24 protein-coding genes are annotated in these 23,113 nt (G+C 68.0%); 14 read left to right on the top strand and 10 right to left on the bottom strand.

All coding sequences use genetic code 11. The features are described 5' to 3' along the window. Positions 1–166: 166 nt before the first annotated feature. Positions 167–1,141, bottom strand: coding sequence for a glycosyltransferase (locus IFT54_RS01485; protein WP_192069393.1), 975 nt, complete (start codon positions 1,139–1,141; stop codon positions 167–169). Between the two features lie 306 nt (positions 1,142–1,447). Here IFT54_RS01485 and IFT54_RS01480 point away from each other — a divergent pair, with 306 nt between their 5' ends. Together IFT54_RS01480 and IFT54_RS01475 are read left to right on the top strand one after the other, a co-directional pair. After that, complete coding sequence (locus IFT54_RS01480) at positions 1,448–4,177, top strand: ATP-dependent DNA helicase (RefSeq protein ID WP_192069392.1); 2,730 nt, start codon at positions 1,448–1,450, stop codon at positions 4,175–4,177. 10 nt (positions 4,178–4,187) lie between these two features. Then, positions 4,188–4,727: a SixA phosphatase family protein gene (locus IFT54_RS01475; RefSeq protein ID WP_031396398.1), complete on the top strand. Its 540-nt coding sequence runs from the start codon at positions 4,188–4,190 to the stop codon at positions 4,725–4,727. Positions 4,728–4,745: 18 nt separating this feature from the next. Here the strand turns inward: IFT54_RS01475 and IFT54_RS01470 are convergent, their stop codons facing one another. Together IFT54_RS01470 and IFT54_RS01465 are read right to left on the bottom strand one after the other, a co-directional pair. Beyond that, positions 4,746–5,270 (bottom strand): YceD family protein, encoded by a 525-nt coding sequence (locus tag IFT54_RS01470; protein WP_192069391.1) that lies wholly within the window; start codon positions 5,268–5,270, stop codon positions 4,746–4,748. Further along, the gene (locus IFT54_RS01465) at positions 5,267–5,773 is read right to left on the bottom strand and encodes a ubiquinol-cytochrome C chaperone family protein (protein WP_183935998.1); all 507 of its coding nucleotides are present in this window, start codon (positions 5,771–5,773) and stop codon (positions 5,267–5,269) included. The genes IFT54_RS01470 and IFT54_RS01465 overlap by 4 nt, the downstream gene beginning before the upstream one ends. 129 nt (positions 5,774–5,902) lie before the next feature. Here IFT54_RS01465 and IFT54_RS01460 point away from each other — a divergent pair, with 129 nt between their 5' ends. Genes IFT54_RS01460 through IFT54_RS01445 form a run of 4 tightly spaced genes read left to right on the top strand, consistent with a single transcriptional unit; the run spans position 5,903 to position 10,318 of the window. Next, positions 5,903–6,412 carry an outer membrane protein assembly factor BamE gene (locus tag IFT54_RS01460; protein ID WP_031396395.1) on the top strand — a complete coding sequence of 170 codons (510 nt, stop codon included), beginning with the start codon at positions 5,903–5,905 and terminating at the stop codon, positions 6,410–6,412. A 57-nt stretch (positions 6,413–6,469) separates the two neighbouring features. Further along, entirely contained in the window at positions 6,470–8,044 is a 1,575-nt protein-coding gene (locus tag IFT54_RS01455) for a lysine--tRNA ligase (RefSeq protein ID WP_159511987.1), read from the top strand. 23 nt (positions 8,045–8,067) lie between these two features. After that, positions 8,068–9,072: a histone deacetylase family protein gene (locus IFT54_RS01450; RefSeq protein ID WP_192069390.1), complete on the top strand. Its 1,005-nt coding sequence runs from the start codon at positions 8,068–8,070 to the stop codon at positions 9,070–9,072. Beyond that, complete coding sequence (locus tag IFT54_RS01445; RefSeq protein WP_192069389.1) at positions 9,044–10,318, top strand: MFS transporter; 1,275 nt, start codon at positions 9,044–9,046, stop codon at positions 10,316–10,318. The genes IFT54_RS01450 and IFT54_RS01445 overlap by 29 nt, the downstream gene beginning before the upstream one ends. 3 nt (positions 10,319–10,321) lie before the next feature. Here the strand turns inward: IFT54_RS01445 and IFT54_RS01440 are convergent, their stop codons facing one another. From IFT54_RS01440 to IFT54_RS01415, 6 genes are all read right to left on the bottom strand, one after another. Further along, on the bottom strand, positions 10,322–11,560 hold the full coding sequence (locus IFT54_RS01440; RefSeq protein ID WP_192069388.1) for a dipeptidase: 1,239 nt from the start codon (positions 11,558–11,560) through the stop codon (positions 10,322–10,324). Positions 11,561–11,602: 42 nt separating this feature from the next. Next, a complete protein-coding gene (locus IFT54_RS01435) occupies positions 11,603–12,358 on the bottom strand; it encodes an energy transducer TonB (protein WP_192069387.1) in 756 nt (251 codons plus the stop codon). A 165-nt stretch (positions 12,359–12,523) separates the two neighbouring features. Next, complete coding sequence (locus IFT54_RS01430) at positions 12,524–13,453, bottom strand: FAD-binding protein (protein WP_192069386.1); 930 nt, start codon at positions 13,451–13,453, stop codon at positions 12,524–12,526. Further along, entirely contained in the window at positions 13,450–14,196 is a 747-nt protein-coding gene (locus tag IFT54_RS01425) for an electron transfer flavoprotein subunit beta/FixA family protein (protein ID WP_192069385.1), read from the bottom strand. Before IFT54_RS01425 ends, IFT54_RS01430 begins: the two co-directional genes overlap by 4 nt. 231 nt (positions 14,197–14,427) lie before the next feature. Continuing rightward, a complete protein-coding gene (sucC, locus tag IFT54_RS01420) occupies positions 14,428–15,630 on the bottom strand; it encodes an ADP-forming succinate--CoA ligase subunit beta (protein ID WP_031393438.1) in 1,203 nt (400 codons plus the stop codon). Then, positions 15,617–15,862: a hypothetical protein gene (locus IFT54_RS01415; RefSeq protein ID WP_192069384.1), complete on the bottom strand. Its 246-nt coding sequence runs from the start codon at positions 15,860–15,862 to the stop codon at positions 15,617–15,619. Before IFT54_RS01415 ends, sucC begins: the two co-directional genes overlap by 14 nt. Positions 15,863–15,950: 88 nt before the next feature. Here IFT54_RS01415 and IFT54_RS01410 point away from each other — a divergent pair, with 88 nt between their 5' ends. Further along, positions 15,951–16,202 carry a PilZ domain-containing protein gene (locus tag IFT54_RS01410; RefSeq protein ID WP_244648447.1) on the top strand — a complete coding sequence of 84 codons (252 nt, stop codon included), beginning with the start codon at positions 15,951–15,953 and terminating at the stop codon, positions 16,200–16,202. 36 nt (positions 16,203–16,238) lie between these two features. On the opposite strand, the gene IFT54_RS01405 is transcribed toward IFT54_RS01410, so the two are convergent. Further along, positions 16,239–17,177: a ribose-phosphate pyrophosphokinase gene (locus IFT54_RS01405; RefSeq protein WP_056673279.1), complete on the bottom strand. Its 939-nt coding sequence runs from the start codon at positions 17,175–17,177 to the stop codon at positions 16,239–16,241. A gap of 106 nt (positions 17,178–17,283) precedes the next feature. Between IFT54_RS01405 and gltX the strand changes: the two genes are divergently transcribed. From gltX to ribH, 7 genes are all read left to right on the top strand, one after another. Further along, a complete protein-coding gene (gene gltX / locus IFT54_RS01400) occupies positions 17,284–18,627 on the top strand; it encodes a glutamate--tRNA ligase (RefSeq protein ID WP_192069383.1) in 1,344 nt (447 codons plus the stop codon). A 160-nt stretch (positions 18,628–18,787) separates the two neighbouring features. Then, positions 18,788–19,453 (top strand): energy transducer TonB, encoded by a 666-nt coding sequence (locus IFT54_RS01395; RefSeq protein WP_192069382.1) that lies wholly within the window; start codon positions 18,788–18,790, stop codon positions 19,451–19,453. Between the two features lie 102 nt (positions 19,454–19,555). Beyond that, positions 19,556–19,903 carry a hypothetical protein gene (locus IFT54_RS01390; protein ID WP_031396092.1) on the top strand — a complete coding sequence of 116 codons (348 nt, stop codon included), beginning with the start codon at positions 19,556–19,558 and terminating at the stop codon, positions 19,901–19,903. 23 nt (positions 19,904–19,926) lie between these two features. Next, positions 19,927–20,886 (top strand): bifunctional diaminohydroxyphosphoribosylaminopyrimidine deaminase/5-amino-6-(5-phosphoribosylamino)uracil reductase RibD, encoded by a 960-nt coding sequence (gene ribD / locus IFT54_RS01385; RefSeq protein WP_192069679.1) that lies wholly within the window; start codon positions 19,927–19,929, stop codon positions 20,884–20,886. Beyond that, positions 20,886–21,527: a riboflavin synthase gene (locus IFT54_RS01380; protein WP_192069381.1), complete on the top strand. Its 642-nt coding sequence runs from the start codon at positions 20,886–20,888 to the stop codon at positions 21,525–21,527. The genes ribD and IFT54_RS01380 overlap by 1 nt, the downstream gene beginning before the upstream one ends. Then, the gene (gene ribB / locus IFT54_RS01375; RefSeq protein ID WP_031440487.1) at positions 21,517–22,680 is read left to right on the top strand and encodes a 3,4-dihydroxy-2-butanone-4-phosphate synthase; all 1,164 of its coding nucleotides are present in this window, start codon (positions 21,517–21,519) and stop codon (positions 22,678–22,680) included. The genes IFT54_RS01380 and ribB overlap by 11 nt, the downstream gene beginning before the upstream one ends. Beyond that, entirely contained in the window at positions 22,680–23,102 is a 423-nt protein-coding gene (gene ribH / locus IFT54_RS01370; RefSeq protein ID WP_031440486.1) for a 6,7-dimethyl-8-ribityllumazine synthase, read from the top strand. Before ribB ends, ribH begins: the two co-directional genes overlap by 1 nt. Positions 23,103–23,113 lie beyond the last annotated feature (11 nt).

The raw sequence follows: 23,113 nt of genomic DNA, 5'->3' as shown, positions 1-23,113 counted from the left end.
GGTTCTGCGCGCTTCAACCGCGCGCAGAACCCAACCAATTTTCATTCGATGAGTCGCTCCAAGCGACCGGAGCGAATGGCAGCTTTAGGACACGTTCACAGAAGCGGCGCGTGACCGAAATTGGGGCGCGTAGCTGCCGTCGCGAGCTTTATGAACAAGCGTCCGCTTACGTTGTCTGCGCGCCCGAAAGCGGACCGGCGGCTCTCCACCAATTTTGGCGGCGCCGAACCGCATTAGCGGCAATTATTATATGGAACGGCTGCAGCCCGCATCGGGCTGTTGGCCTCAAGACGAGCTGCCAAGTCGGTATAAATATCTTGCCGACATAATACGTCTTATCTTGGACTCCATATAGCTCGTAATCCTCGGTCAGGCTGGACGCGTCGAACGGATCGCCGTCGCGGGTCGCCGCCACAGTTTCGAGAATCGCGGTGGACATCGCACACCCCGTCCCCGCCAGCGGCATCCCCGCACCGAGCGCGGTACGGATGACCAGCTGCTTCATATGCGCTTCGGCGAACTCATCGGCATAATGACCCGACACGAGTCGCGAGCCGCGCTTGACGAGCGGCAGGACGGGCAATTGCACGACGGCATAATGATCGATCAGCGAATCGAACACGCGCAGTTCGAGCGGGTGCACGACGTCTTCCGCATCGTGCAGCACGACCGCCTTGGTCCGCCGCCCGTCGCGATCGTCGGCGCGGCGCAACGCATGCCAGAGCGTGTTGAGGCAGTCCGCCTTTGTCGTCGGTCCGTCGCGCTGGCCGATGACCAGGCGGATCCGTGGATCGCGTGCCGCCACGCGCGATGCAGCGTCGATCGTCGCGCGGTCGTTCGGATAGAGTCCGACGAAGATGCGGTAATCGTCATGGTCGAACCGCGCCACCGCCGCCGACAGCATCGCGCCGATCACCGCCACCTCGTCCCAGGCCGGCACGAACACCGCGAGCCGGCCGGGCTCCGACGGCGTGGGCAGCGCGTCCATGCCCGGCAAGGTCGACGGTCCGCGCCAGATTTTCCAGAAAAAGAATGCGATGTCGACCAGGAGGTCATCGATGCCGCCGATCAGCAAGCCGACCGCAGCAAATGCCACCGCCTCGCGCACCATGATATCGATGATCCCCAGCGACTCGCTCATCGGCCCTCTCCCCGGGAAAGACTATCCGCTGTCCCCGCCGTAACGGACCAAACATGATCCGTTTCGGACAGGTGTCGGCCGACCGATCGTCAGAATATTGGAATGACTTGGCTCGTCCGCCGACCGATGCTGAAATTTGGATCGAATGAACATCGCCTGCCACGCTGCCCGGTGCGCGACTCAGCGTCTGTTCGGCAGGGCGGGGACGGCTCCTCATCACCGACGAGACCCACGTACAAGCCGGTACTTGCGCTTTTCGGCACGGCGAGGTTGCCAATTCGTTCCGCATCGCGCACGGTCGGCAACGTGCTTGCCTACCCCGCCCTTCACGCCAGCCATGGCGGCATCTGGGTCGCGCAGGGCGGCGAGACGCGCGGGATCGGGCGTGGCGAAGCCATCCGGATCGCCGCCGACACGCCCGTCATCCTGCTCAACGCCGCGCTGATCGGCCAGCGTCTGGGCTATGCCGATCTGTCGGGGCTCGACCTGCTCGAACTCTACGCGTTCCTGCGCCCGGCGCAGTTCGCGGCGCCGACGCCTAAGGGAATCTCCCGCGTCACCGGTCTCGACCTGCCGACCGACGATGCCGAGGTCGCGCCGTTCCTGTTGCGCGCGGCCGAGGCGATGCTGGCGCTGACCGACGCGGCCGACTGGCCCGAGCGCGAGGGGGCCTGGACCGCGGCGCAGTCGCTCTACCGGTTGCGCTGGCCCTGGGCGCCCGTGGTCGCCGAACGGCTGGCCAAGCCGGCGGTCAACGAACGCTGGCTGTTTTCGAAACTGCCCGAATGGGAGGAGCAGGCCCCGCGCCCCGCGCCACGGACGATCGCGATCGAGCCCGGCGATGCCGAGGCGCGGCTCGACGACCTGACCGGGCATGGCGCGGAGGAACGACCGGGGCAGCGCGCCTATGCCGCCGCGGCGACGGCCGCGTTCGCGCCGCGGGCGGTGCGCGATTCGCCCAATCTGGTGCTGGCGGAGGCGGGGACCGGGATCGGCAAGACGCTCGGCTATCTCGCCCCCGCCTCGATCTGGGCGGAAAAGGCGGGCGGCGCGGTCTGGATCTCGACCTATACCAAGGCGCTGCAGCGCCAGCTGGGACGCGAGACAGAACGGCTCTTTCCCGATCCCGCGGTCCGCCGGACCAAGGTCGTCACGCGCAAGGGGCGTGAGAATTATCTTTGCCTGCTGAACCTCGAGGACGCGTTGCAGGGCGGCTTTGCGGGGCGGGCGGCGGTGCTCGCCCAGCTCGTCGCGCGCTGGGCCGCCTATAGCGCGGACGGCGACATGGTCGGCGGCGACCTGCCCGGCTGGCTGCCGACGCTGTTCCGGCGCAACGGATCGACCGCATTGACCGACCGGCGTGGCGAGTGCGTCTATGCCGGCTGCCCGCATTACCGAAAATGCTTCATCGAACGCGCGGCGCGCGCCTCGACCGATGCCGACATCGTCATCGCCAACCATGCGCTGGTGATGGTCAACGCGGCGCGCGGACGCGAACTCGCGACGCGACCGACACGCTATGTGTTCGACGAGGGGCATCACATCTTCGACGCCGCCGATTCGATGTTCGCGACCGCGCTGACCGGCGGCGAGACGATCGAACTGCGCCGCTGGATCATCGGTCCCGAGGGCAGCAGCCGGGGGCGGCGGCGCGGACTGGCCGCACGCCTGTCCGATCTCGCCAGCTATGACGAGGCAGGCAATCGCGCGATCGGCGAGGCGGTGGCCGCGGCCGGCGCGCTGGCGAGCGAGGGCTGGCTGCAGCGGATCGGCGAAGGCGCGCCGTTCGGACCGATCGAGGAGCTGCTCGCCGCGGTGCGCGGACTGACCTATGCGCGCGCCGAACAGCCGGGCGATGCGGGCTATGGGCTGGAGACCGAACTCGCCGAACCCGATCCGACGCTGATCGAGGCCGCTGCGCCCGCCGCCGCCGCACTCGACGCGCTGGTGCGTCCGCTGGTCACGCTCGGCCGGCGGCTCGAGGCGGTGCTGAGCGAGGCCCCCGACTGGCTCGACGGGCCGGCGCGCGCACGCGTGGAGGGCGCGATCGCGTCGATCGGGTGGCGCGCGGAGACGGTGGCGGCCTGGCTTTCATTGCTGGCGCGCGTCGGCGGGCCCGCGGATGCCGATTTCGTCGACTGGCTCGCGGTCGACCGGGTCGAGGGACGCGAATTCGATATCGGGCTGCACCGCCGCTGGCTCGACCCGACCCGGCCCTTTGCGGAGGTCGTGCTGAAACCCGCGCATGGCGCATTGGTCACGTCGGCGACGCTGACCGGGGGCGGCAGCGCGGAGGAAGGCTGGCAGATCGCCGAGGCGCGCAGCGGCGCACCGCATCTCACCCGCCCGGCCGCGCGGTTCGCCGCGCTCAGCCCGTTCGACTATGCGACGCAGGCCGAGGTGCTGATCGTCACCGACGTCAAGCGCGGCGATGTGGGCGCGCTGGCCAACGCCTATGCCCGGCTGATCGTCGCCTCGCGCGGCGGGACGCTGGGGCTGTTCACCGCGATCCGCCGGTTGCGCGGCGTGCATGGCCGGATCGCCGACCGGCTGGCGCGCGAAGGGTTGCCGCTGCTCGCGCAGCATGTCGATCCGATCGATACGGGCACGCTGGTCGACATCTTCCGCGATGACCCGGGCGCGTCGCTGCTCGGTACCGATGCACTGCGCGACGGGGTCGACGTGCCGGGCGAATCGCTGCGGCTGGTGGTGATGGAGGGCGTGCCCTGGCCCAAGCCGACCGTGCTGCATGCCGCACGACGGCTTGCGGGTGGTGGCGCCGTGTATGACGACCGGCTGATCCGCGCGCGGCTGGCGCAGGCGTTCGGCCGGCTGATCCGGCGTGCGGACGATTCCGGCGCGTTCGTCATGCTGTCCGCGGCGATGCCGTCGCGGCTGCTGAGCGCATTCCCGCCGGGCGTACCGGTGACGCGCGTCACGCTCGACGAAGCGGTGACCCGAGTCGCGGCACGGCTTTCCTCGCGCGCCGCCTTGAGGCATGAGGCGGGCGAACCGGCCCGAGGACCCTTATCATGACGCCCGAGCCATGAAGACGCTGACGCTGCTGCGCCATGCCAAGTCGGGCTGGGACGACACGGTCTCGCGCGATTTCGATCGGCCGCTGAACGCCAAGGGCCGCCGCGCCGCGACGATCATCGGGCGGCAGATGCGCACACTGTCGCTCGCGTTCGACCATGTCGTCGCCTCGCCCGCGGTCCGTGTCGTCGAGACGCTCGACGAGATCGTTGCGGGCTATGGACGCACGCTGGCGCCCGACTGGGACCGGCGGCTGTACCTCGCGTCGGCGGGGACGATTCTCGATCTCGTCCGCGACCTGCCGCGCGGCGTCGATCGCGCGCTGGTGATCGGGCATAATCCGGGGCTCGAGGATCTGGTCCTGCTGCTGACCCCCGACGTGACCCACCCGTTCCGCGACGCGGTCGAGGACAAATATCCGACCGCAAGTCTTGCCGAGCTGCAGTTCGACATTGACGACTGGGACGATCTGACAAGCGGATCGGCGCGGTTCACCCGCTTCGTGCGGCCGCGCGATCTCGATCCGACGCTGGGGCCCGACGCGGACTGACGCGTCGGGCCGGACTCGTCAGCCCTTGCCCTCGAGCTTCGCCTTCAGCCCCGAAAACGCGTTGACCGGCTGATATTCGTCCTCACTGATCACCCCGGCGGCGCGCAGTGCGGCCGCGGCATTGGGACCGCGGGGAAAGGGATCGAGCGCGAGCGCGAGCGTCTCGGCCGCCGCTTCGCCCAGATCGACCGCACCGCCATCGATCGGCACTGTGTCGAGCGCATCGTCCGACAATTCGATCTCGCCCTCGACCGCGCCGAAATCATCGACGAAGCGCAGCGCGACGGGTTCGTCGATCGTCGCGGTGAGCGGTTCGTCGGTCACCGAACAGGCCTGCACGACCTTTGCCGTCACATGTCCCTTGGCGACGATCCCGGCGGTGTCGCGACGGATCGTGAAGTGCGCCTCGAGCAGGTCGACGGACAGGATCGCAAACCGCGCGGCGAGCTTGCGGCGCTCCTCGGGCGTCGCGGCGAAGGTCACGCTGCGATCGCGCTCGCCGATCGTGTCGAGTCGCTCGGGGCGGCTGAATTCGGGGGTCATTGCAGCTCTCCGGCGAGTAGGGTTGATAGCGGGACGCCGGCGAGCGCGGCGTGGAAGTCGGTGAGGGCCGTGCGGACATGCGCGAGTGCGGCGGGCGCGGGTGGATCACCGCGATAGAGGTTGCGGACCAGCGGTGCGTCGAGATCGCCCGCCGCGAGCCCGTCGCGATAGGCACCAAGCCGCCCGCCGAGCATGCTCATCATCCGGCCGATATGCTTGCCGACGATGATATCGCCGATCCCGAGTTCGCGCAGCTGCCCGTCCATGTCGTCGACGAAGCGTTCCGCGAGTCGCGCGGCGGGCTCACCACCCGATGGTTCCGATTCCATCCGTAGCATGACGAGCGCGAGGACCGCGGCGATCATGTCGAAGCGGCCGTCGACCGTATCGGGCACCTGCCCGTCGCGATACCAGTGCTCCGCGCGCGCGCGCTGCACGACCGCGGTATAAAGTGGCAGCGCCTCGTCGTGCTTCTCGCCCAATAGCCTGCCGAACCAGCCCAAATCCTGTCGCCTTCCCGTCGCCAATGCGCGGCGGCTTGTTTGCCTGCGCAACCTCGCATATCGAGGCGATCCGCGGCCGATGCAATCGTGCTGCCGCCAGTATCGCGTGACCCCGCCCCGGGAGAGTATATGAGCGTCCTTTCATTCCGCCTGACACGCCGTACGGCCAGCGTCGCGGCGCTCGCGCTCGTCGGCCTGACGAGCGCAGGCTGCACGCAGCTTCGCTCGCATCAGGGCTATGTGGTCGATGTCGACCTCGTCAACTCGGTCCAGCCCGGCGTCGACAACCGTCAGTCGGTGCTCCAGACGCTCGGCAAGCCGACGCTCGCGGGGCAGTTCGACCAGGGCGACTGGTATTATTTGGCGCGCGACAGCCGCAACCTGGCGTTCCGCAACCCGCGCCCGAACGCGCAGATCACGCTGCAGATCAGCTTCGACCAGCAGGGCACCGTCACCGCGATCCGTCGCGGCGGGCTCGACCAGGTCGCGTCGATCAGCCCCGATGGCAAGACGACGCCGACGCTGGGTCGCCAGCGCGGCTTCTTCCAGGACCTGTTCGGCAATATCGGCTCGGTCGGTGCCCCCGGCACGGGTGGCGGCGGTGGCGCGAATACGGGCACGGGCCGCACGCGGCCCTAACGCTACCGGGCGGTCGCGGACTTTGCAGACTCGTGCCTTCGCGCTAGGGCGCGGGGCATGACCGACGAGCTCCGCACCGCCGCCCTGGAATCCAAAGCCTGGCCGTATGAGGAGGCGCGCAAACTCCTCAAGCGCTATCCGCAGGGCAAGCAGGGCGCGCCGATCCTGTTCGAGACCGGCTATGGCCCGTCGGGCCTGCCGCATATCGGCACGTTCAACGAGGTGCTGCGCACGACGATGGTGCGCAACGCCTTCCACGCACTGAGCGATACGCCGACCCGGCTGATTGCGTTTTCGGACGACATGGACGGGTTGCGCAAGGTGCCCGACAACGTCCCCAATGGCGACATGCTGCGCGAGCATCTCGGCAAGCCGCTGACCCAGATCCCCGATCCGTTCGGCACGCATTCGAGCTTTGCCGCGCACAACAACGCGATCTTGCGCGAATTCCTCGATCGCTACGGCTTCGATTACGAGTTCGCGTCGTCGACCGACTATTACACGAGCGGTCGCTTCGACGAGGCGCTGAAGGGTGTGCTGCGGCATTTCCAGGGCATCCAGGACGTGATGCTGCCGACGCTCCGCGCCGAGCGCCGCGCGACCTATTCGCCGGTGCTGCCGATCTCGCCGACCAGCGGCATCGTGTTGCAGGTGCCGATCGAGGTGATCGATGCCGAGGCGGGCCTGATCGCGTTCGACGATGAAGGCCAACGCATCGAGCAGAGCGTGCTCGGCGGCAAGGCCAAGCTCCAGTGGAAGGTCGACTGGGCGATGCGCTGGGTCGCGCTCGGCGTCGATTACGAGATGGCGGGCAAGGACCTGATCGATTCGGTGACCCAGTCGTCGAAGATCGCGCGCGTACTCGGCGGCCGCCCGCCCGAGGGCTTCAACTACGAGATGTTCCTCGACGAGAATGGCGAGAAGATCTCAAAGTCCAAGGGCAATGGCCTCAGCCTCGACCAGTGGCTGACCTATGGCCCGCAGGAATCGCTGGCGTTCTACGCCTATCGCGAGCCAAAAAAGGCCAAGTCGCTGCACATGGGCGTGATCCCGCGCGCGGTGGACGAATATTGGCAGTTCCGCGGCAATTATGCCGGCCAGGACCTGAAGCAGAAGCTCGGCAACCCCGTGCATCACATCCATGACGGCAAGCTCCCCGAGGGCGAGCTGCCGGTGACGTTCGGGCTGCTGCTCAACCTCGTCGGCGTGATGGGCGATGCGAGTAAGGCGCAGGTCTGGGGCTATCTGGCGAACTATGTCCCCGATGCGTCGGCGGAGAGCTATCCCGAGCTCGACAAGCTGATCGACCATGCGCTGGCGTACGGCCGCGATTTCGTCGCGCCGACGCTCAAGCGGCGTGCACCCGAAGGCGTAGAGATCGCGGCGCTCGAGCGGCTCGATGCCGAACTTGCCGCGCTGCCCGCCGATGCGAGCGCGGAGGATGTGCAGAACATCGTCTACGAGATCGGCAAGACCGGCGGGTTCGAGACCCTGCGCGATTGGTTCAAGGCGCTATACGAGACGCTGCTCGGCTCCGAACAGGGGCCGCGGATGGGCAGTTTCATCGCGCTGTACGGGATCGACAATTCGCGCAAGCTGATCGCGGAGGCGCTCGCCCGCCCCGCTGCCTGACACTCCTTACGAGGGTATACCCGATGCGCACGTTCTTCGACGACCGGCAGCGGGCGCATGCGCCGACGCAGGAGCTGCACAATGGCGGCTTCACGACCTATGCGGAGATGCCCGCGCGGGTCGATGCGATCCTGGCGGCGCTGGGGCCGGTCGAAACGCCGGCGGATCGCGGCGAGGCGCCGATCCTCGCGGTGCATTCGGCGGCCTATGTCACGTTCCTGAAGGACGCGGCGCGTTTGTGGCGCGAGGCGGGGCGGACGGGGGATGCGATTCCCTATGCGTTCCCGATCCGCGGGCGGCGGCCGCTCGACCTGACGCGGATCGATGCGCTGATCGGCGCGCACAGCTTCGACGCAACGACGCCGATCACCCCCGACAGCTGGGCCGCCTCCTATGGCAGCGCGCAGTCCGCGCTGGCCGCGACGCACGCGGTGCTGGAGGGCGACCGCGCGGCGTTCGCGCTGTGCCGGCCGCCCGGCCATCATGCGGGCGCGGACTATTGCGGCGGCTATTGCCATCTCAACACCGCGGCGATCGCGGCACAGGCGGCGCGCGACGCGGGCGTCGCACGCGTCGCGATCCTCGACATCGACTATCATCACGGCAACGGCACGCAGGACATCTTCTACGACCGCGGCGATGTGTTCTACGCGTCGGTGCATGCCGATCCCCGGACCGACTATCCGTTCTTCTGGGGGCATGCGGACGAGACGGGGGACGGCGAGGGTCTGGGCGCTACGCTCAACCTGCCCCTTCCCCACGGCACGGCGATCGACGCGTTTCGCACGGCGCAGACGACCGCGCTCGACGCGATCGCGACGTTCGATCCGGGTCTGCTCGTCGTCAGCTTCGGCGCGGATACGTGGGAGGGGGATCCGATCTCGCATTTCGCGCTGACCACGCCCGATTATGCGGTGCTCGCGCGCGATATCGCGGCGCGCGGCTGGCCGACGGCGATCGTGATGGAGGGCGGCTATGCGGTCGATGCGCTCGGCCACAATGTCGACAGCTTCCTGCGGGGATTCTGACATTTCAGGGACGGGTATCGCGGCGGGGACGCCGGCCTATCGCGGGCTGACGCTCGCGATGTTGTTCGCGGGGTTCTCGACCTTCTCGCTGCTCTATTCGGTGCAGCCCTTGCTGCCGTCGTTCGCCGCGCAGTTCGGACTGAGCGCGGAGGCGGCGTCGCTCGCGGTCTCGCTGGCGACGGGGCCGCTCGCGATCGGGATCCTGTTCGCAGGGGCCGTGTCCGACCGGCTCGGGCGGCGGCCGCTGATGATCGCGGCGATGTTTGCGGCGGGTGCGCTGACGCTCGCGACCGCTTTGGTGCCGGGGTGGAGCGGGTTGCTCGTGCTGCGCTTCCTGACCGGGCTCGCGCTCGCGGGGGTGCCGGCGGTGGCGATGGCCTATGTCGCCGAGGAGGTCGATTCGGCGTCGGTGGGCGGTGCGATGGGGCTGTATATCGCGGGCAGCGCGATCGGCGGGATGGGCGGACGGCTGGTCGCGAGCCTCGTCGCCGATTTTGGCGGGTGGAGATTCGCGATCGCCGCGGTCGGGGTCGCGGGGCTAGCAATGGCGGAGGCGTTTCGCCGGCTCGCTCCGCCGTCGCGCAACTTTACGCCAAGCGGTGGACGCCCCGCGGCGCTCGTCCGCGATGCGCGCGCGCTGTTCGCCGACAGGGCGATGCCGCTCCTGTATCTCGAGGCGTTCCTGCTGATGGGGGTGTTCGTCACCGTCTATAATTATGCGGGGTTCCGGCTGATGGGGCCGCCCTACGGGCTCAGCCAGTCGGCGGTGGGGGCGGTGTTCCTGCTTTATGTGCTGGGGTCGATCAGCTCGGCGCGGTTCGGGACGCTCGCCGGGCGGCTGGGGCGGCGGACGATCTTCTGGGTGCCGGTGGTGGTGCTGATCGCGGGTGTCGCGCTGACCGCGATGCAGCCGCTGGCACTGGTGATCGCCGGCATCGCGGTGGTGACGATCGGCTTTTTCGGCGCGCATTCGATCGCGAGCGCGTGGGTCGGGCGGCGGGCACAGAGCGTCGCGGGCGGTGGCGCGCGCGGGCAGGCGGCTGCGTTCTATCTGTTCTTCTATTATATGGGGTCGAGCGTGCTGGGCTCGGCGGGCGGGTTCGCGTGGACGCATGCCGGCTGGCCCGGCGTGACGGGCTTTTGCCTGGTCGTTGGCGGTGCGGCGCTGGCGATCGGCCTGAGGCTGCGCGCGGTGCCACCATTGCGGGTCGAGCCGGTGGCAGCACCGCGGATGCCGGTGCCCTGAACCTCAGCGCGAGGCGATATCGATCGCGTCGCCTGGCGGCAGCGCGGACAGCGACCGCGCGACCGCGTCGGTGGCATCCATGACGCGGAGTATATTGCCGCCGGCGAGCCTTGCCATGTCGGCATCGCTCCAGCCGCGGCGTGCGAGTTCGGCGAACAGCAGCGGATAGCCGTCGACGCCGGTCATCCCCTGCGGCCCGGTGCCGTTGATGCCGTCATAATCGCCACCGAGGCCAACATGATCGCGGCCAGCCACCCGCGCGATATGCTCGACATGATCCGCAACGGTCGCGGCAGTGACACGCGGTTCGGGATGGTCCCGGTCCCAGGCGACGAGCGGCGCAGGCGAACGCGCGCCATAGACGTTGGCGGGCACGCCTGCAGTCTTGGCGAAGGCGGTCCGGTCGGCATCCCAGGTCCGCCACGCGGTCGAGACGAAGGCCGGGTAGAAATTGACCATGACGATCCCGCCGTTCGCGCCGATCGCGGCGAGCAGGTCGTCGGGAATGTCGCGCGGTGCGTCGGTCAGCGCGCGGGCACTGGAATGCGAGGCCACCACCGGCGCCCCGGCGGCGGCGAGGACCGCGCGCATCGTCGCGTCGGAGACGTGACTGACATCGACGATCATGCCGATCCGGTTCATCTCGGCGATGACCGCGCGGCCGAAATCGGTGAGCCCGTTCGCGCGCGGCGCATCTGTCGAACTGTCCGCCCAGTTCAGGCTCCTGCCGTGCGTCAGCGTCATGTAGCCGACGCCGAGCGCGCGGTACTGGCGCAGCACGGAGAGGCGCCCGTCGATCTGGTGCCCGCCCTCGACGCCGATCAGCGACGCTATCCGCCCCGCCTTCTCGATGCGGCGGATATCGGCAGCGCTGGTCGCGCGTTCGAGCGCGGCAGGATTGGCGGCGACGAACCGGTGGACGATGTCGATCTGTTCGAGCGTCATCTCGACCGCGCGCGGGCCGGTCGTGTCGGCGGGGACCCACACCGACCAGAATTGCGCGCCGACGCGGCCCTTGCGCAGGCGGGGAATGTCCGTCTGGAGCGGGCGTGTGTCCGCAGCGAGATCGAGCGATTCGACCTTCGCGCCGTGCACGTCGCGGATTTCCCAGGCGAGGTCGTTATGGCCGTCGATCACCGGGGTCTTCCCGAGCACCCGGTCGACACGCGCGGCTATGCGGAAGTCGGGGGCGACGGGCGCCACGCTTGCCTGCGCAGCGATCAGGAGCAGGGCGGTGATCATGCCGCGCCATCGTGCCCGCCGCATCGCACGGCGGCAAGGGGATCAGTCGTCGTCCTCGGGGGGGCCGAGTTCGTTGACCCATTCCTGATTATGGACGACGGTCGAGCGGACCGGGCGCCCTGCGGCATCGAGCCAGGGGCGATAGCGAAAGCGCAGCTCGATCAGCCGGCAGGTGGTCGCGTCGAGCACCGCATTGCCGCTCGAGCGGGTGATGCTGCACCCGGTGACGCGGCCGGTTGTCTCAACGGTGTAGCGGACACCGACCACGCCGCCCGCGCCGATGATCGCCTCCGCATTGGGGAAGTCCCTGTTCCTGAACCGCCCCTTCAACAGCCGCGGCGGGCTCTCGTCACCGCCATCGCCGTCGCCGTCGCCATAGCGGCCGCTACCGGTACCGTCGCCCTCACCGCCCGCGCCGGTACCGGGCCCCGGGACCGGCGCGGCGCCGGTCGTCGCCGCACTGCCGACGCCGGGCTTGAGCGCAGCGACGATCGGCGGCGGGATGACGGGCGGGACGATCGGGATCGGGGCGACGAGCTCGGTCGCCTTCGACCGGAGATTGGCGGGTGATGCGGCGCCTTCGGGGCGGTGGCTCTTCGCCGGGCGGGGCACGACTTTTTCGAGTGGCGGCGGCGGGGGGGGCGGGCCGACCGCGAAGGTCTTGAGCGCGTCGGGGATCGCCGACGGGAGGCTGACGCCGAGGCCGAGGATCAGCGCATAGCCCAATGCTGCACACAGGGCAGCGGCGCCGGCGGCGGACAGGATCCGGTCGCGCGGATGGGGTTGGACGCCGTACATGACTGATATCTGGGGAGGATGGCGCGGGGCGGCAAGCGTTCGGGCCGCGGCGCTGTCCGGGGGGTTGGTGGGTGGGGGAGGAGGACGGGCAATATGGGTCCGTCTATCCTCCCCTCCGTCAGGCTATGCCTGCCACCTCCCCCTGGCGGGGGAGGAGGGGCGGCGTCAGAGCTTTTCGGTCAGTTCGGGGACGATCTTGAACAGATCGCCGACCAGGCCGATGTCCGCGACCTGGAAGATCGGCGCGTCCTCGTCCTTGTTGATCGCGATGATCGTCTTCGAATCCTTCATGCCCGCGAGATGCTGGATCGCGCCCGAGATGCCGACTGCGACATAGACTTCGGGGGCGACGATCTTGCCCGTCTGGCCGACCTGATAGTCGTTCGGGGCATAGCCCGCATCGACCGCGGCGCGGCTTGCACCGACGCCCGCGCCAAGCTTGTCCGCGAGCGGATCGATCAGCGCGTGGAACTGGTCGCTCGAGGCCAGCGCACGGCCGCCCGAAACGATGACCTTCGCACTGGTCAGTTCGGGACGCTCGTTCTTGGCGATCTCCGCGCCGGCAAAGGTCGACAGACCCTTGTCGCCGGTCGAGGCGACCGCCTCGATCTCGCCAGAGCCGCCTTCGGTGGCGGCCTTTTCGAACGCGGTGCCGCGGACGGTAATCACCTTCTTCGCGTCCGACGACTGGACGGTGGCGATCGCGTTGCCCGCATAGATCGGGCGCGTGAACGTGTCGTCGCTCTCGACCGAGAGGATGTCGCTGATCTGCATGACGTCGAGCAGCGCGGCGACGCGCGGCGCGATATTCTTGCCGTGCGTGGTCGACGGCGCGACGAACGCGTCGTGATGCCCCATCAGCTCGACGATCAGCGGCGCGACGTTTTCGGCGAGCGCGTGCGCGAACGCCGCGTCATCGGCGACGTGCACCTTGCCGACGCCGGCGATCTTGGCAGCCGCAGCGGCGACGGCGTCGACCCCCTGCCCTGCGACCAGCAGATGGACTTCGCCGAGCTTGCTCGCGGCAGTGACCGCGGAAAGCGTGGCGTCCTTGACGATCTGACCGTCATGTTCGACCCAAACGAGCGTCTTCACTTTGCGACTCCCATCGTCTTGAGTTTGCCGACGAGCTCATCGACGTCAGCGACCTTGATCCCGGCCGAGCGCTTGGCGGGCTCGACGACCTTCAGCGTGGTCAGCCGCGGCGTCACGTCGACACCGAAGTCGGCCGGCGCCTTGGTCGCCATCGGCTTCGACTTGGCCTTCATGATATTCGGCAGGGACGCATAGCGCGGCTCGTTGAGGCGAAGATCGGTGGTGATGATCGCGGGCAGCTTGAGCGTGTCCGTCTCCGCACCGCCATCGACTTCGCGCGTCACATGGACCGAGCCGTCGGCGATCTCGACCTTCGACGCGAACGTGCCCTGGCCCCAGTTGAGGAGGCCGGCGAGCATCTGCCCGGTCTGGTTGTTGTCGTCGTCGATCGCCTGCTTGCCGAGGATGACGAGGTCGGGCTGTTCCTCCTCGACGATCTTGGCGAGGATCTTGGCAACGCCCAATGGCTCGACCTTGGTCTCGCTGAGGACGAGGATCGCGCGGTCGGCACCCATGGCGAGCGCGGTGCGCAGCGTTTCCTGCGATTTCTGCTCGCCGACCGACACGACGACGATCTCGGTCACGCCCTTGTCCTTCAGGCGGATCGCTTCCTCGACCGCGATCTCGTCGAACGGGTTCATGCTCATCTTGACGTTCGCCAGATCGACGCCCGTTCCGTCCGCCTTCACGCGAGGCTTCACGTTGTAGTCAAGCACACGCTTGACCGGCACCAGCACCTTCATCGGGATTCCTTCCAAGGTGAATATGTTCGTTTCGCCCGCCGGTTACCGGCTGCGTTGGTGCGACAGATGGCGGTTTCGCGTCGTTTTCGCAAGTGCGGTACGGAAACATCGGATACCGTAGCGTCACGACGACCGCCCCGTCGGACCGGCTGCGATACCAACGAAAAAGGGCCCGGACGTTTCCGTCCGAGCCCCGTTTTTCGCGAAGTCAGTATGCGAGGCCTACAGCGGTTACGCCGCGACCTTCTGCACCTCTGCGACGATCTTCTTGGCGGCGTCGCCAAGGTCGTTCGCGGGGACGATCGCCAGGCCGGAGTTCGCGAGGATCTCCTTGCCCTTCTCGACATTCGTGCCCTCGAGGCGGACGACCAGCGGGACCGACAGGTTCACTTCCTTCGCCGCCGCGACGATGCCGTCGGCGATGATGTCGCACTTCATGATGCCGCCGAAGATGTTGACGAGGATGCCCTTCACGTTCGGATCCGCGAGGATGATCTTGAACGCGGCCGTCACCTTCTCCTTGTTGGCGCCGCCGCCGACGTCGAGGAAGTTGGCCGGGAACATGCCGTTGAGCTTGATGATGTCCATCGTCGCCATGGCGAGGCCGGCGCCGTTGACCATGCAGCCGATGTCGCCGTCGAGCTTGATATAGGCGAGGTCGTACTTCGACGCCTCGAGCTCGGCGGGATCTTCCTCGGTCTCGTCGCGCAGCTGCAGCAGGTCCTTGTGGCGGAACAGCGCGTTGCCGTCGAACGCGACCTTCGCGTCGAGCACCATCAGCTTGCCGTCGTTGGTGACGGCGAGCGGGTTGATCTCGATCTGCTCGGCATCGGTGCCCATGAACGCGTCATACAGCTTCGACGCGGTGCTTGCGGCCTGCTTGGCGAGATCGCCGGTCAGCTGGAGTGCTGCGGCAACGGCGCGGCCGTGATGCGGCATGAAGCCGGTCGCCTGGTCGATGTCGATCGACTGGATCTTCTCGGGCGTGTCGTGCGCGACCGCTTCGATGTCCATGCCACCTTCGGTCGAGGCCACCATCATCACCCGGCCGGTGGTGCGGTTGAGCGTCAGCGCGAGGTAGAATTCCTTGTCGATGTCGACGCCGTCGGTGACGTACAGGCGATTGACCTGCTTGCCCGCGTCACCCGTCTGGATGGTGACGAGCGTGTTGCCGAGCATGTCGGTCGCGGCCGCGCGAACCTCGTCCTCGGTCTTGGCGAGGCGGACGCCGCCCTTGGCGTCGGGGCCGAGCTCGACGAACTTGCCCTTGCCGCGGCCGCCGGCGTGGATCTGCGCCTTGACGACATAGAGCGGTCCGGGGAGCTTCTTCGAGGCCTCGACGGCTTCCTCGACGGTCAGCGCCGCGAAACCGGCGGGGACGGGGACGCCGAACTTGGCCAGCAGTTCCTTGGCCTGGTATTCATGGATGTTCATCGGGAAGGCTCCACGCAATTTTTGGGAAACTCGGGAATTGCCAGCGCGTAAAGCACAGGGCGCGCTGCAAATCCACCCTTAAGGCATTTGCACTTGCGTCTCGTTCGCAATAGAGCAAGGGGATCGCTGATTTTTGGCTATTTTGTGGATGCGCGCCGCCGCGGATCGCAACGCCTGCGGGATCACAAACATTTGCGGAAAAGTAACCCTTTTCGTGCCAGAGTTGAACCATGACAGACCCCGCCTACGACTCGCCTGAGACTCGGACCGGTGAAGAGCCCGGTGGAGAGTTGCGCCGGGCGTTGCGCAAATCCGTCAGGATGCGTGCGCACCTGCGCGACCGCGGCCAGACGCGGTTCGAGATCGAAGTGACCGACCTGTCGCTGTCGGGGTTCCGGGCCGAGACGAGCTTCACGCTCTGGCCGGGGACGGTCGTGTGGCTGACATTGCCCGGCCTCGCCGCGCTCGAGGCGGTGGTCGCGTGGCGCGACAAGTTCAAATATGGCTGCGCCTTCGCCAAGCCGCTACACCCTGCGGTGTTCGATCACATCGTGGCGCTGTCGCAGCGGTAACCCGGCGACCGCACCACGATCCGACAGCGGCGCGCCTCAGTCGAACAGGCTCGAGACGCTAGTTTCATCCGCGATCCGCTTGATCGCCTCGCCGAGCAGCGGTGCGATCTGCAGGTGGCGGATCTTGCCATGCGCGCCCTTGATCACGTCGTGATTGCCGATCGAATCGGTGATGACGAGCTCGCGCAGTTCGGAGCCCTCGACCCGCGCGACCGCGCCGCCCGACAGCACGCCGTGCGTGACATAGGCGACGACGCCCTCGGCGCCCGCCTCCATCAGCGCGGCCGCCGCATTGCACAGCGTACCCGCCGAATCGACGATGTCGTCGACGAGAATGCAGAAGCGGCCCTCGACCTCGCCGATGATGTTCATCACCTCCGATTCGCCTGCGCGCTCGCGACGCTTGTCGACGATCGCGAGCGGCGCGTTGTTGAGCCGCTTGGCGAGCACGCGCGCACGCACAACGCCGCCGACATCGGGGGAGACAACCATCAGGTTCTTGCCCTTGAACCGCGCAAGGATATCCGCGGACATGACCGGCGCCGCATAGAGATTGTCGGTCGGGATATCGAAGAAGCCCTGGATCTGCCCGGCATGGAGATCGACCGAGAGGACGCGGTTGGCGCCCGCGACGGTGATGAGGTTGGCGACGAGCTTGGCCGAGATCGGCGTACGCGGGCCGGGTTTCCGGTCCTGGCGGGCATAGCCCATATAGGGGATGACCGCGGTGATGCGGCGTGCCGACGCGCGCTTCAACGCGTCGATCATGATGAGCAATTCCATGAGGTTGTCGTTCGCCGGAAAGCCGGTCGACTGGATCACGAACACGTCCTCGCCGCGGACATTCTCGTTGATCTCGACGAACACTTCCTCGTCGGCGAAGCGGCGGACGCTGACATCCGTCAGCGGGATTTCGAGATAGGCGGCGATCTCCTGTGCCAGAGGCAGGTTGGAATTGCCGGTCATCAGTTTCATCAAAATCGCTCCACGCCCAGTCGCACGCCCCTTAGTCCCGGTGTTTCAATGGGGAAAGGGGCGAAGGGGTTTGCCGGGGCGCGCGCCGCTTCGTACAGCGCAGGGCATGACCGTCATAACCCGTTTCGCCCCCTCGCCCACCGGCCGGCTGCACGTCGGCAACATCCGCACGGCGCTGCACAACTGGATGTTCGCGCGGGCGCAGGGCGGACGCTTCCTGCTGCGGATCGACGACACCGATGCGGCACGGAGCGAGGAGCGGTTCGTCGACGCGATCCGTAGCGATCTCGACTGGCTGGGCATGGCGCCCGATGGCGAGGCACGCCAGTCAGCACGGTTCGCGCTGTACGAGGCGCGGTTCGCGGCGCTGGTCGAGAGCGGCCATATCTATCCGGCGTATGAGAGCGCGCAGGAGCTCGACCTGAAGCGCAAGATCCAGGCGGGACGCGGGTTGCCGCCAATCTATGATCGCGCGGCACTCTCGCTCACCGAGGCGCAGCGTGCGGCGTTCGAGCGCGACGGGGTGGCACCGCACTGGCGGTTCAAGCTCGATCACGACACGCCGATCGCCTGGACCGACCTGATCCGCGGCGAGCAGCATTTCGAGGCGCGGACGATGAGCGACCCGGTGATCCGGCGCGCGGACGGGTCGTGGCTGTACATGCTGCCGTCGGCGATCGACGATGCCGATATGGGCGTAACTCATGTCGTGCGCGGCGAGGATCATGTGTCGAACACCGCGCTGCAGCTGCAGATGTTCGCAGCGCTCGGCGCACCCGCACCGCAGTTCGCGCACGAGGCGCTGCTGACCGGGGCGGAAGGGAAATTGTCCAAGCGGCTGGGGTCGCTCGGCGCGGATCATTTCCGCGAGGTAGGGATCGAGCCACAGGCGGTGCGCGCGCTGCTCGCGCGGATCGGGACGAGCGATCCGGTCGAGCCGATCGCCGACGCCGCGCCGCTGATCGCGACGTTCGACTTCGCCCGGTTCGGCCGCGCGCCGGCGCGCTTCGACGAGGGGGAGCTGGCGCAGCTGAATGCGCGGATCCTGCATGCGCTGCCCTTTGCCGACGTCGCCGACCGCCTGCCCGAGGGCATGAGCGAGGCCGCATGGGAGGCGGTACGTCCGAACCTGGTGACGCTCGCCGATGCCGCCGACTGGTGGCAGGTGATCGAGGGGCCGGTCGCGGTCAAACCCGTCGGCGGGGACGAGGATGCGACGTATCTCGACCAGGCGCTGGCCGCGTCCGCGGCGATCGACTGGGCAAGTGACCCCTGGCACGCCCTGACGAGCCAACTGAAGGCGGAGACCGGGCGCAAGGGCAAGGCGCTGTTCCTGCCGCTGCGCCGCGCGCTGACCGGGCGCGATCACGGGCCCGACATGGCCGCGCTGCTGCCGCTGATCGGGCGCGAGCGGGCACTGGCGCGCCTCGCGGCGGCACGCGCCGGCTGAGGCTTGAACGAGCGGGCTGAAACCCCGCTGACCGCCCCTCATCCGACGGCGTGCAAAACGGTTCCGATCGCGCTTGCGCGGCGCATGTAATGATGTACCATTTCACGTGGCGGTATCGATCGCGCCGCCATCCTCGAGGAGATGCGAAGGAGACGGACGGATGTACGCGGACAGAATGAGCCGTACGGGCGGATTGAACCCCGGAAGCCTAGGCGTCGCGCTGGCGATCAACGGCGTGGTGATCGGGGCGTTGTTCTTTGCGGCGCCGGAGCTGGTGCCGTTCACGCCGCCCGACCCGCCGCTCACAATCTATATCCCGCACACCCCGCCCCCGCCCACACCGGTGCCGCCGGTCGAACCGCTGGTCCGCCAGCAGCCGCGCCCCGCGCCGCGGCCCGACGCACCGGTCCGGCAGGTGCCGACGCCGGCCACCGAAGGGTTCGAGGTCGTGCCGGACCCCCTGCCCTTCACCCCGCCGATCGACGTCGTCGGCACGGGCACGGGAAGCGTGGCGGTCGATCCGCCCAAGCCGTCGCCCCTGTTCGTCCAGCCGGGCATCGACCCGCGCTATGCCGCGGATTTCCAGCCGGGTTATCCGTCCGAGGAACGCCGGGCCGGGCGCGAGGGGCGAGTCGTCCTGCGCGTGCTGATCGGCGCGGACGGGCGCGTGAAACAGGTCGAGCGGGTCACCGCCACCAGCGACGCCTTTTATCGCGCGACGCTGGACCGGGCGCTGACGAAGTGGCGGTTCAGGCCGGCGACGCGCGACGGGGTCGCGGTCGAAGCGTGGAAGACGATGAACCTGTCGTTCGTGCTGGAAAACTGAGCCGCGGGCAGCGACCCGCCGCAGGATGGGCCTGCAGGTCGGCCCCCCGGGTCGTCGCCCAAGGTACTGGCCTTGGGGGTCCTGCATGCCTATCTTTGCGCGATGGGCTCTTTCAGTCGTTTCTCGCCGGTCCGCGCCTATCGCGACCTCCGCCTGTTCCTCCGGGGCCGGCAGCCGTACGAGCTTGGTTTTCTCGCGCTGGCGATGCTCGTCACGGGCTTCCTGATCTATGCCTTCTCGAAGGACAGCTATGCCGAGCGCGAGTATCGGCCGAACATCGTCTATGTCGAGCAATGGCCCGCGGATCGCACCGATGCGCAGATCGTCGCGCAGCAGAAGATCGACGCGCCGATAAAGGCCGCGCGCCTGGCTGAGCAGAAGAAGCGCGAGGAGGAAACCCGCGCGTCGTTCAAGCGGATGGACGACAAGCTGAAGGCGCTGGGAATCTGAGCATCGACCAGCCCGGCCGCGGTATTGGCGCGGCACTGGCGCTGGCGGCACGGGGACGCGGGCGTACGGCACCCAACCCTTGTGTCGGCTGCGTGATCGTCGCGGACGGGCGCGTCGTCGGGCGAGGCTGGACGCAATCAGGCGGTCGGCCGCATGCCGAGGCGATGGCACTGGCGCAGGCGAGCGCGAAGGCGCGGGGAGCCACGGCCTATGTGACGCTCGAACCCTGCGCGCATGAATCACCGCGCGGGCCGGCGTGCAGCGATCTGCTGATCGCGGCCGGCGTGGCGCGGGTCGTCGCGGCGCTGGAGGATCCCGATCCGCGGACGGCGGGGCGCGGGTTCGCGCGGTTGCGCGACGCCGGGATCCGCGTCGAGACGGGCGTGCGCGCCGCCGAGGCGCGGCGGTCGATGGCGGGGTTCCTCATGCGACTCGCCCGCGGCCGGCCGCATGTCACGCTGAAGCTCGCGACCTCGCTCGACGGCTGTATCGCGATGGCGAACGGGTCGAGCCGCTGGATCACCGGGCCGCAGGCGCGCGCGCATGCGCATCTCGAACGGAGCCGGCACGAATCGATTCTGGTCGGGCGCGGGACGTTCGAGGCGGATGCGCCGCGACTCGACGTGCGGCTTGCGGGACTTGAGCCGCGGGCGCCGCTCCGCGTACTGCTGTCGCGGACGGCGCCCGATGCGGACGCGGGGTGGCACGTCATCGCCGATCCGCAGGATATTGCGGCCCTGCCCGGCGACCATCTGCTGGTCGAGGGCGGCGCGGCCGTAGCGTCAACGTTCCTTGCCGCGGACCTGGTCGATCGGCTGCTGCTGTACCGCGCGCCGATCCTGATCGGCGGCGGCCGGCATTCCATTGGCGATATTGGTCTCGGCGATCTTTCCAGCGCGCATGGGCGCTGGTCGATCGTCGAGTCACGGCAACTTGGCAGCGACCGAGTCGAGGTCTACGAGCGCGAGCGAAACGAGGGATAATGTTTACCGGAATCGTCACCGACATCGGCAAAATCACCAGCGTGGCGCAGCAGGGCGACACGCGCGTGGTCATCGCGACCACCTATGATCCCGCCACGATCGACCTGGGCGCCTCGATCGCGTGTTCGGGCGTCTGCCTGACCGTGGTCGACAAGTCCGCGGGCGGCGACGGACCGCACTGGTTCGCGGTCGACGTCTCGGGCGAGACGATCAGCCGCACCGCGCGCGACCAGTGGACGCAAGGCCGCCCGCTCAATCTCGAACGCGCGATGAAGCTCGGCGAGGAACTGGGCGGGCATATCGTCACCGGCCATGTCGACGGGCTCGGCACGGTCGTGTCGGTGGTCGAGGAAGGCGGATCGCACCGCGTCACCGTCCGCGCCGGCACCGACATCGCGCCGTTCATCGCTGCCAAGGGATCGGTCACGGTCGACGGCGTGTCGCTGACCGTCAACACCGTCCGCGACGTCGACGGCCCCGACGGGCAACGCGCGGTCGAGTTTGGGCTGAACATCATCCCGCATACCTGGGGCGTGACCACGCTCGGGACGATCGAGACGGACCAGACGGTCAATATCGAGATCGACGTCCTTGCCCGCTATCTCCAACGGATGGAGCATTACCGTGTCAATGCCGGCTGAACGCAGCGCCGAACTCGGGCGTCTGAAGCATGGATATCTGTCGAGCCCCGAAGAGATCATCGACGAGGCGCGCAACGGCCGGATGTTCATCCTGGTCGATGACGAGGACCGCGAGAATGAGGGCGACCTGGTCATCCCCGCGCAGATGGCGACGCCCGAGAAGATCAACTTCATGGCGAAGTTCGGTCGCGGGTTGATCTGTCTTGCGCTGACCAAGACGCGGACCGAAGAGCTCGGACTCGAGCTGATGAGCCGCAACAACGGCACGCGGCACGAGACCGCGTTCACCGTGTCGATCGAGGCGCTCGAAGGCGTTACCACGGGCATCTCTGCGGCGGATCGCGCGCGGACGATCGCGGTGGCGATCGATGCGACCAAGCAGAAGGCGGACATCGTCACCCCCGGCCATGTCTTCCCGCTGGTCGCGCGCGACGGCGGCGTGCTGATCCGCGCCGGGCATACCGAGGCGGCGGTCGACGTCGCGCGCCTTGCCGGATTGAACCCCTCGGGCGTGATCTGCGAGATCATGAACGAGGACGGGACGATGGCCCGGATGGACGACCTCGTCACCTTCGCGCAGTTCCACAATATCAAGATCGGCACGATCCGCGACCTGATCGCCTATCGCCGCCGCTACGACCATCTGGTCGAGAAGCGCGCCGAGGCCCGGTTCACGTCCGAATGGGGCGGCGACTGGACCGCGCTGACCTTCTGGAACAAGGCGACGGGCACCGAGCAGGTCGCGCTGGTCAAGGGCCGGATCGACCCCGCAAAGCCGACCCTCGTCCGCATGCATGCGCTGTCGCCATTCGCGGACATCTTCGGCGAATCGGGCGATCGCGGCCGGATCCTGGCGCGGTCGATGCAGATGATCGCCGACGAGGGCGCGGGCGTGATCGTCGTCATCAACCGGCCGCGCGGCAACGCGTTCACCTCTGCCGTGCTGAAGAAGGCGGGCGCGGAGATCACCCCGGACATGGAAGAGCTGCGCGATTACGGCGTCGGCGCGATGATCCTGACCGAGCTCGGCGTCCATGACATGGTGCTGATCACAAACACCCACCACACGCTGGTCGGGCTCGACGGCTATGGCCTGTCGATCGTCGGCGAACGCCCGATCGCTCCCCTCGACACCGAAAAGGCTCCCAACTGATGGCGCATATCCTGATCGTCGAAGCGCGGTTCTACGACCATCTGAACGACCTGCTGATCGAGGGCGCGCGCGCGGCGATCGAGGCCGCGGGCCACAGCCACGAGACGATCACCGTCCCCGGCGCGCTCGAGGTACCCGGTGCGATCGCGCTGGCGGCCGAAAGCGAGACCTATGACGGCTATGTCGCGCTGGGCGTCGTGATCCGCGGCGAGACCTATCATTTCGAGATCGTCGCGGGCGAGAGCGCGCGTGGGATCATGGCGCTGACGATGGACGGCCTGCCGATCGGCAACGGCATCCTGACGACCGAGAACGAGGCGCAGGCGCTCACGCGTGCGCGCCCGACCGAAGGCGACAAGGGCGGCGGCGCGGCCAAGGCGGCGCTTGCGATGCTGGCGCTGAAGGACCGCTTCGTCGCGTAGGATGCGTGGGC

Origin of the sequence: Sphingomonas sp. CFBP 13714 (assembly GCF_014842205.1) — a bacterium.
Classification (GTDB): domain Bacteria; phylum Pseudomonadota; class Alphaproteobacteria; order Sphingomonadales; family Sphingomonadaceae; genus Sphingomonas; species Sphingomonas aerolata.
Note: the sequence above shows the minus strand (reverse complement) of the source record. Positions and strands in the feature narration are given on the sequence as shown.

What these genes read in the sequence shown, in the direction of transcription:
- IFT54_RS01440 (WP_192069388.1), bottom strand. Translation starts at nt 11,560, where the DNA reads ATGATCACCGCCCTGCTCCTGATCGCTGCGCAGGCAAGCGTGGCGCCC.
- ribH (WP_031440486.1), top strand. Translation starts at nt 22,680, where the DNA reads ATGGCGCATATCCTGATCGTCGAAGCGCGGTTCTACGACCATCTGAAC.
- ribB (WP_031440487.1), top strand. Translation starts at nt 21,517, where the DNA reads ATGCCGGCTGAACGCAGCGCCGAACTCGGGCGTCTGAAGCATGGATAT.
- IFT54_RS01470 (WP_192069391.1), bottom strand. Translation starts at nt 5,270, where the DNA reads ATGACCCCCGAATTCAGCCGCCCCGAGCGACTCGACACGATCGGCGAG.
- IFT54_RS01405 (WP_056673279.1), bottom strand. Translation starts at nt 17,177, where the DNA reads ATGAAACTGATGACCGGCAATTCCAACCTGCCTCTGGCACAGGAGATC.
- IFT54_RS01445 (WP_192069389.1), top strand. Translation starts at nt 9,044, where the DNA reads ATGTCGACAGCTTCCTGCGGGGATTCTGACATTTCAGGGACGGGTATC.
- IFT54_RS01415 (WP_192069384.1), bottom strand. Translation starts at nt 15,862, where the DNA reads ATGGTTCAACTCTGGCACGAAAAGGGTTACTTTTCCGCAAATGTTTGT.
- IFT54_RS01380 (WP_192069381.1), top strand. Translation starts at nt 20,886, where the DNA reads ATGTTTACCGGAATCGTCACCGACATCGGCAAAATCACCAGCGTGGCG.
- sucC (WP_031393438.1), bottom strand. Translation starts at nt 15,630, where the DNA reads ATGAACATCCATGAATACCAGGCCAAGGAACTGCTGGCCAAGTTCGGC.
- IFT54_RS01425 (WP_192069385.1), bottom strand. Translation starts at nt 14,196, where the DNA reads ATGAAGGTGCTGGTGCCGGTCAAGCGTGTGCTTGACTACAACGTGAAG.
- IFT54_RS01450 (WP_192069390.1), top strand. Translation starts at nt 8,068, where the DNA reads ATGCGCACGTTCTTCGACGACCGGCAGCGGGCGCATGCGCCGACGCAG.
- gltX (WP_192069383.1), top strand. Translation starts at nt 17,284, where the DNA reads ATGACCGTCATAACCCGTTTCGCCCCCTCGCCCACCGGCCGGCTGCAC.
- IFT54_RS01475 (WP_031396398.1), top strand. Translation starts at nt 4,188, where the DNA reads ATGAAGACGCTGACGCTGCTGCGCCATGCCAAGTCGGGCTGGGACGAC.
- IFT54_RS01390 (WP_031396092.1), top strand. Translation starts at nt 19,556, where the DNA reads ATGGGCTCTTTCAGTCGTTTCTCGCCGGTCCGCGCCTATCGCGACCTC.
- IFT54_RS01435 (WP_192069387.1), bottom strand. Translation starts at nt 12,358, where the DNA reads ATGTACGGCGTCCAACCCCATCCGCGCGACCGGATCCTGTCCGCCGCC.
- IFT54_RS01460 (WP_031396395.1), top strand. Translation starts at nt 5,903, where the DNA reads ATGAGCGTCCTTTCATTCCGCCTGACACGCCGTACGGCCAGCGTCGCG.
- IFT54_RS01485 (WP_192069393.1), bottom strand. Translation starts at nt 1,141, where the DNA reads ATGAGCGAGTCGCTGGGGATCATCGATATCATGGTGCGCGAGGCGGTG.
- IFT54_RS01395 (WP_192069382.1), top strand. Translation starts at nt 18,788, where the DNA reads ATGTACGCGGACAGAATGAGCCGTACGGGCGGATTGAACCCCGGAAGC.
- IFT54_RS01410 (WP_244648447.1), top strand. Translation starts at nt 15,951, where the DNA reads ATGCGTGCGCACCTGCGCGACCGCGGCCAGACGCGGTTCGAGATCGAA.
- IFT54_RS01455 (WP_159511987.1), top strand. Translation starts at nt 6,470, where the DNA reads ATGACCGACGAGCTCCGCACCGCCGCCCTGGAATCCAAAGCCTGGCCG.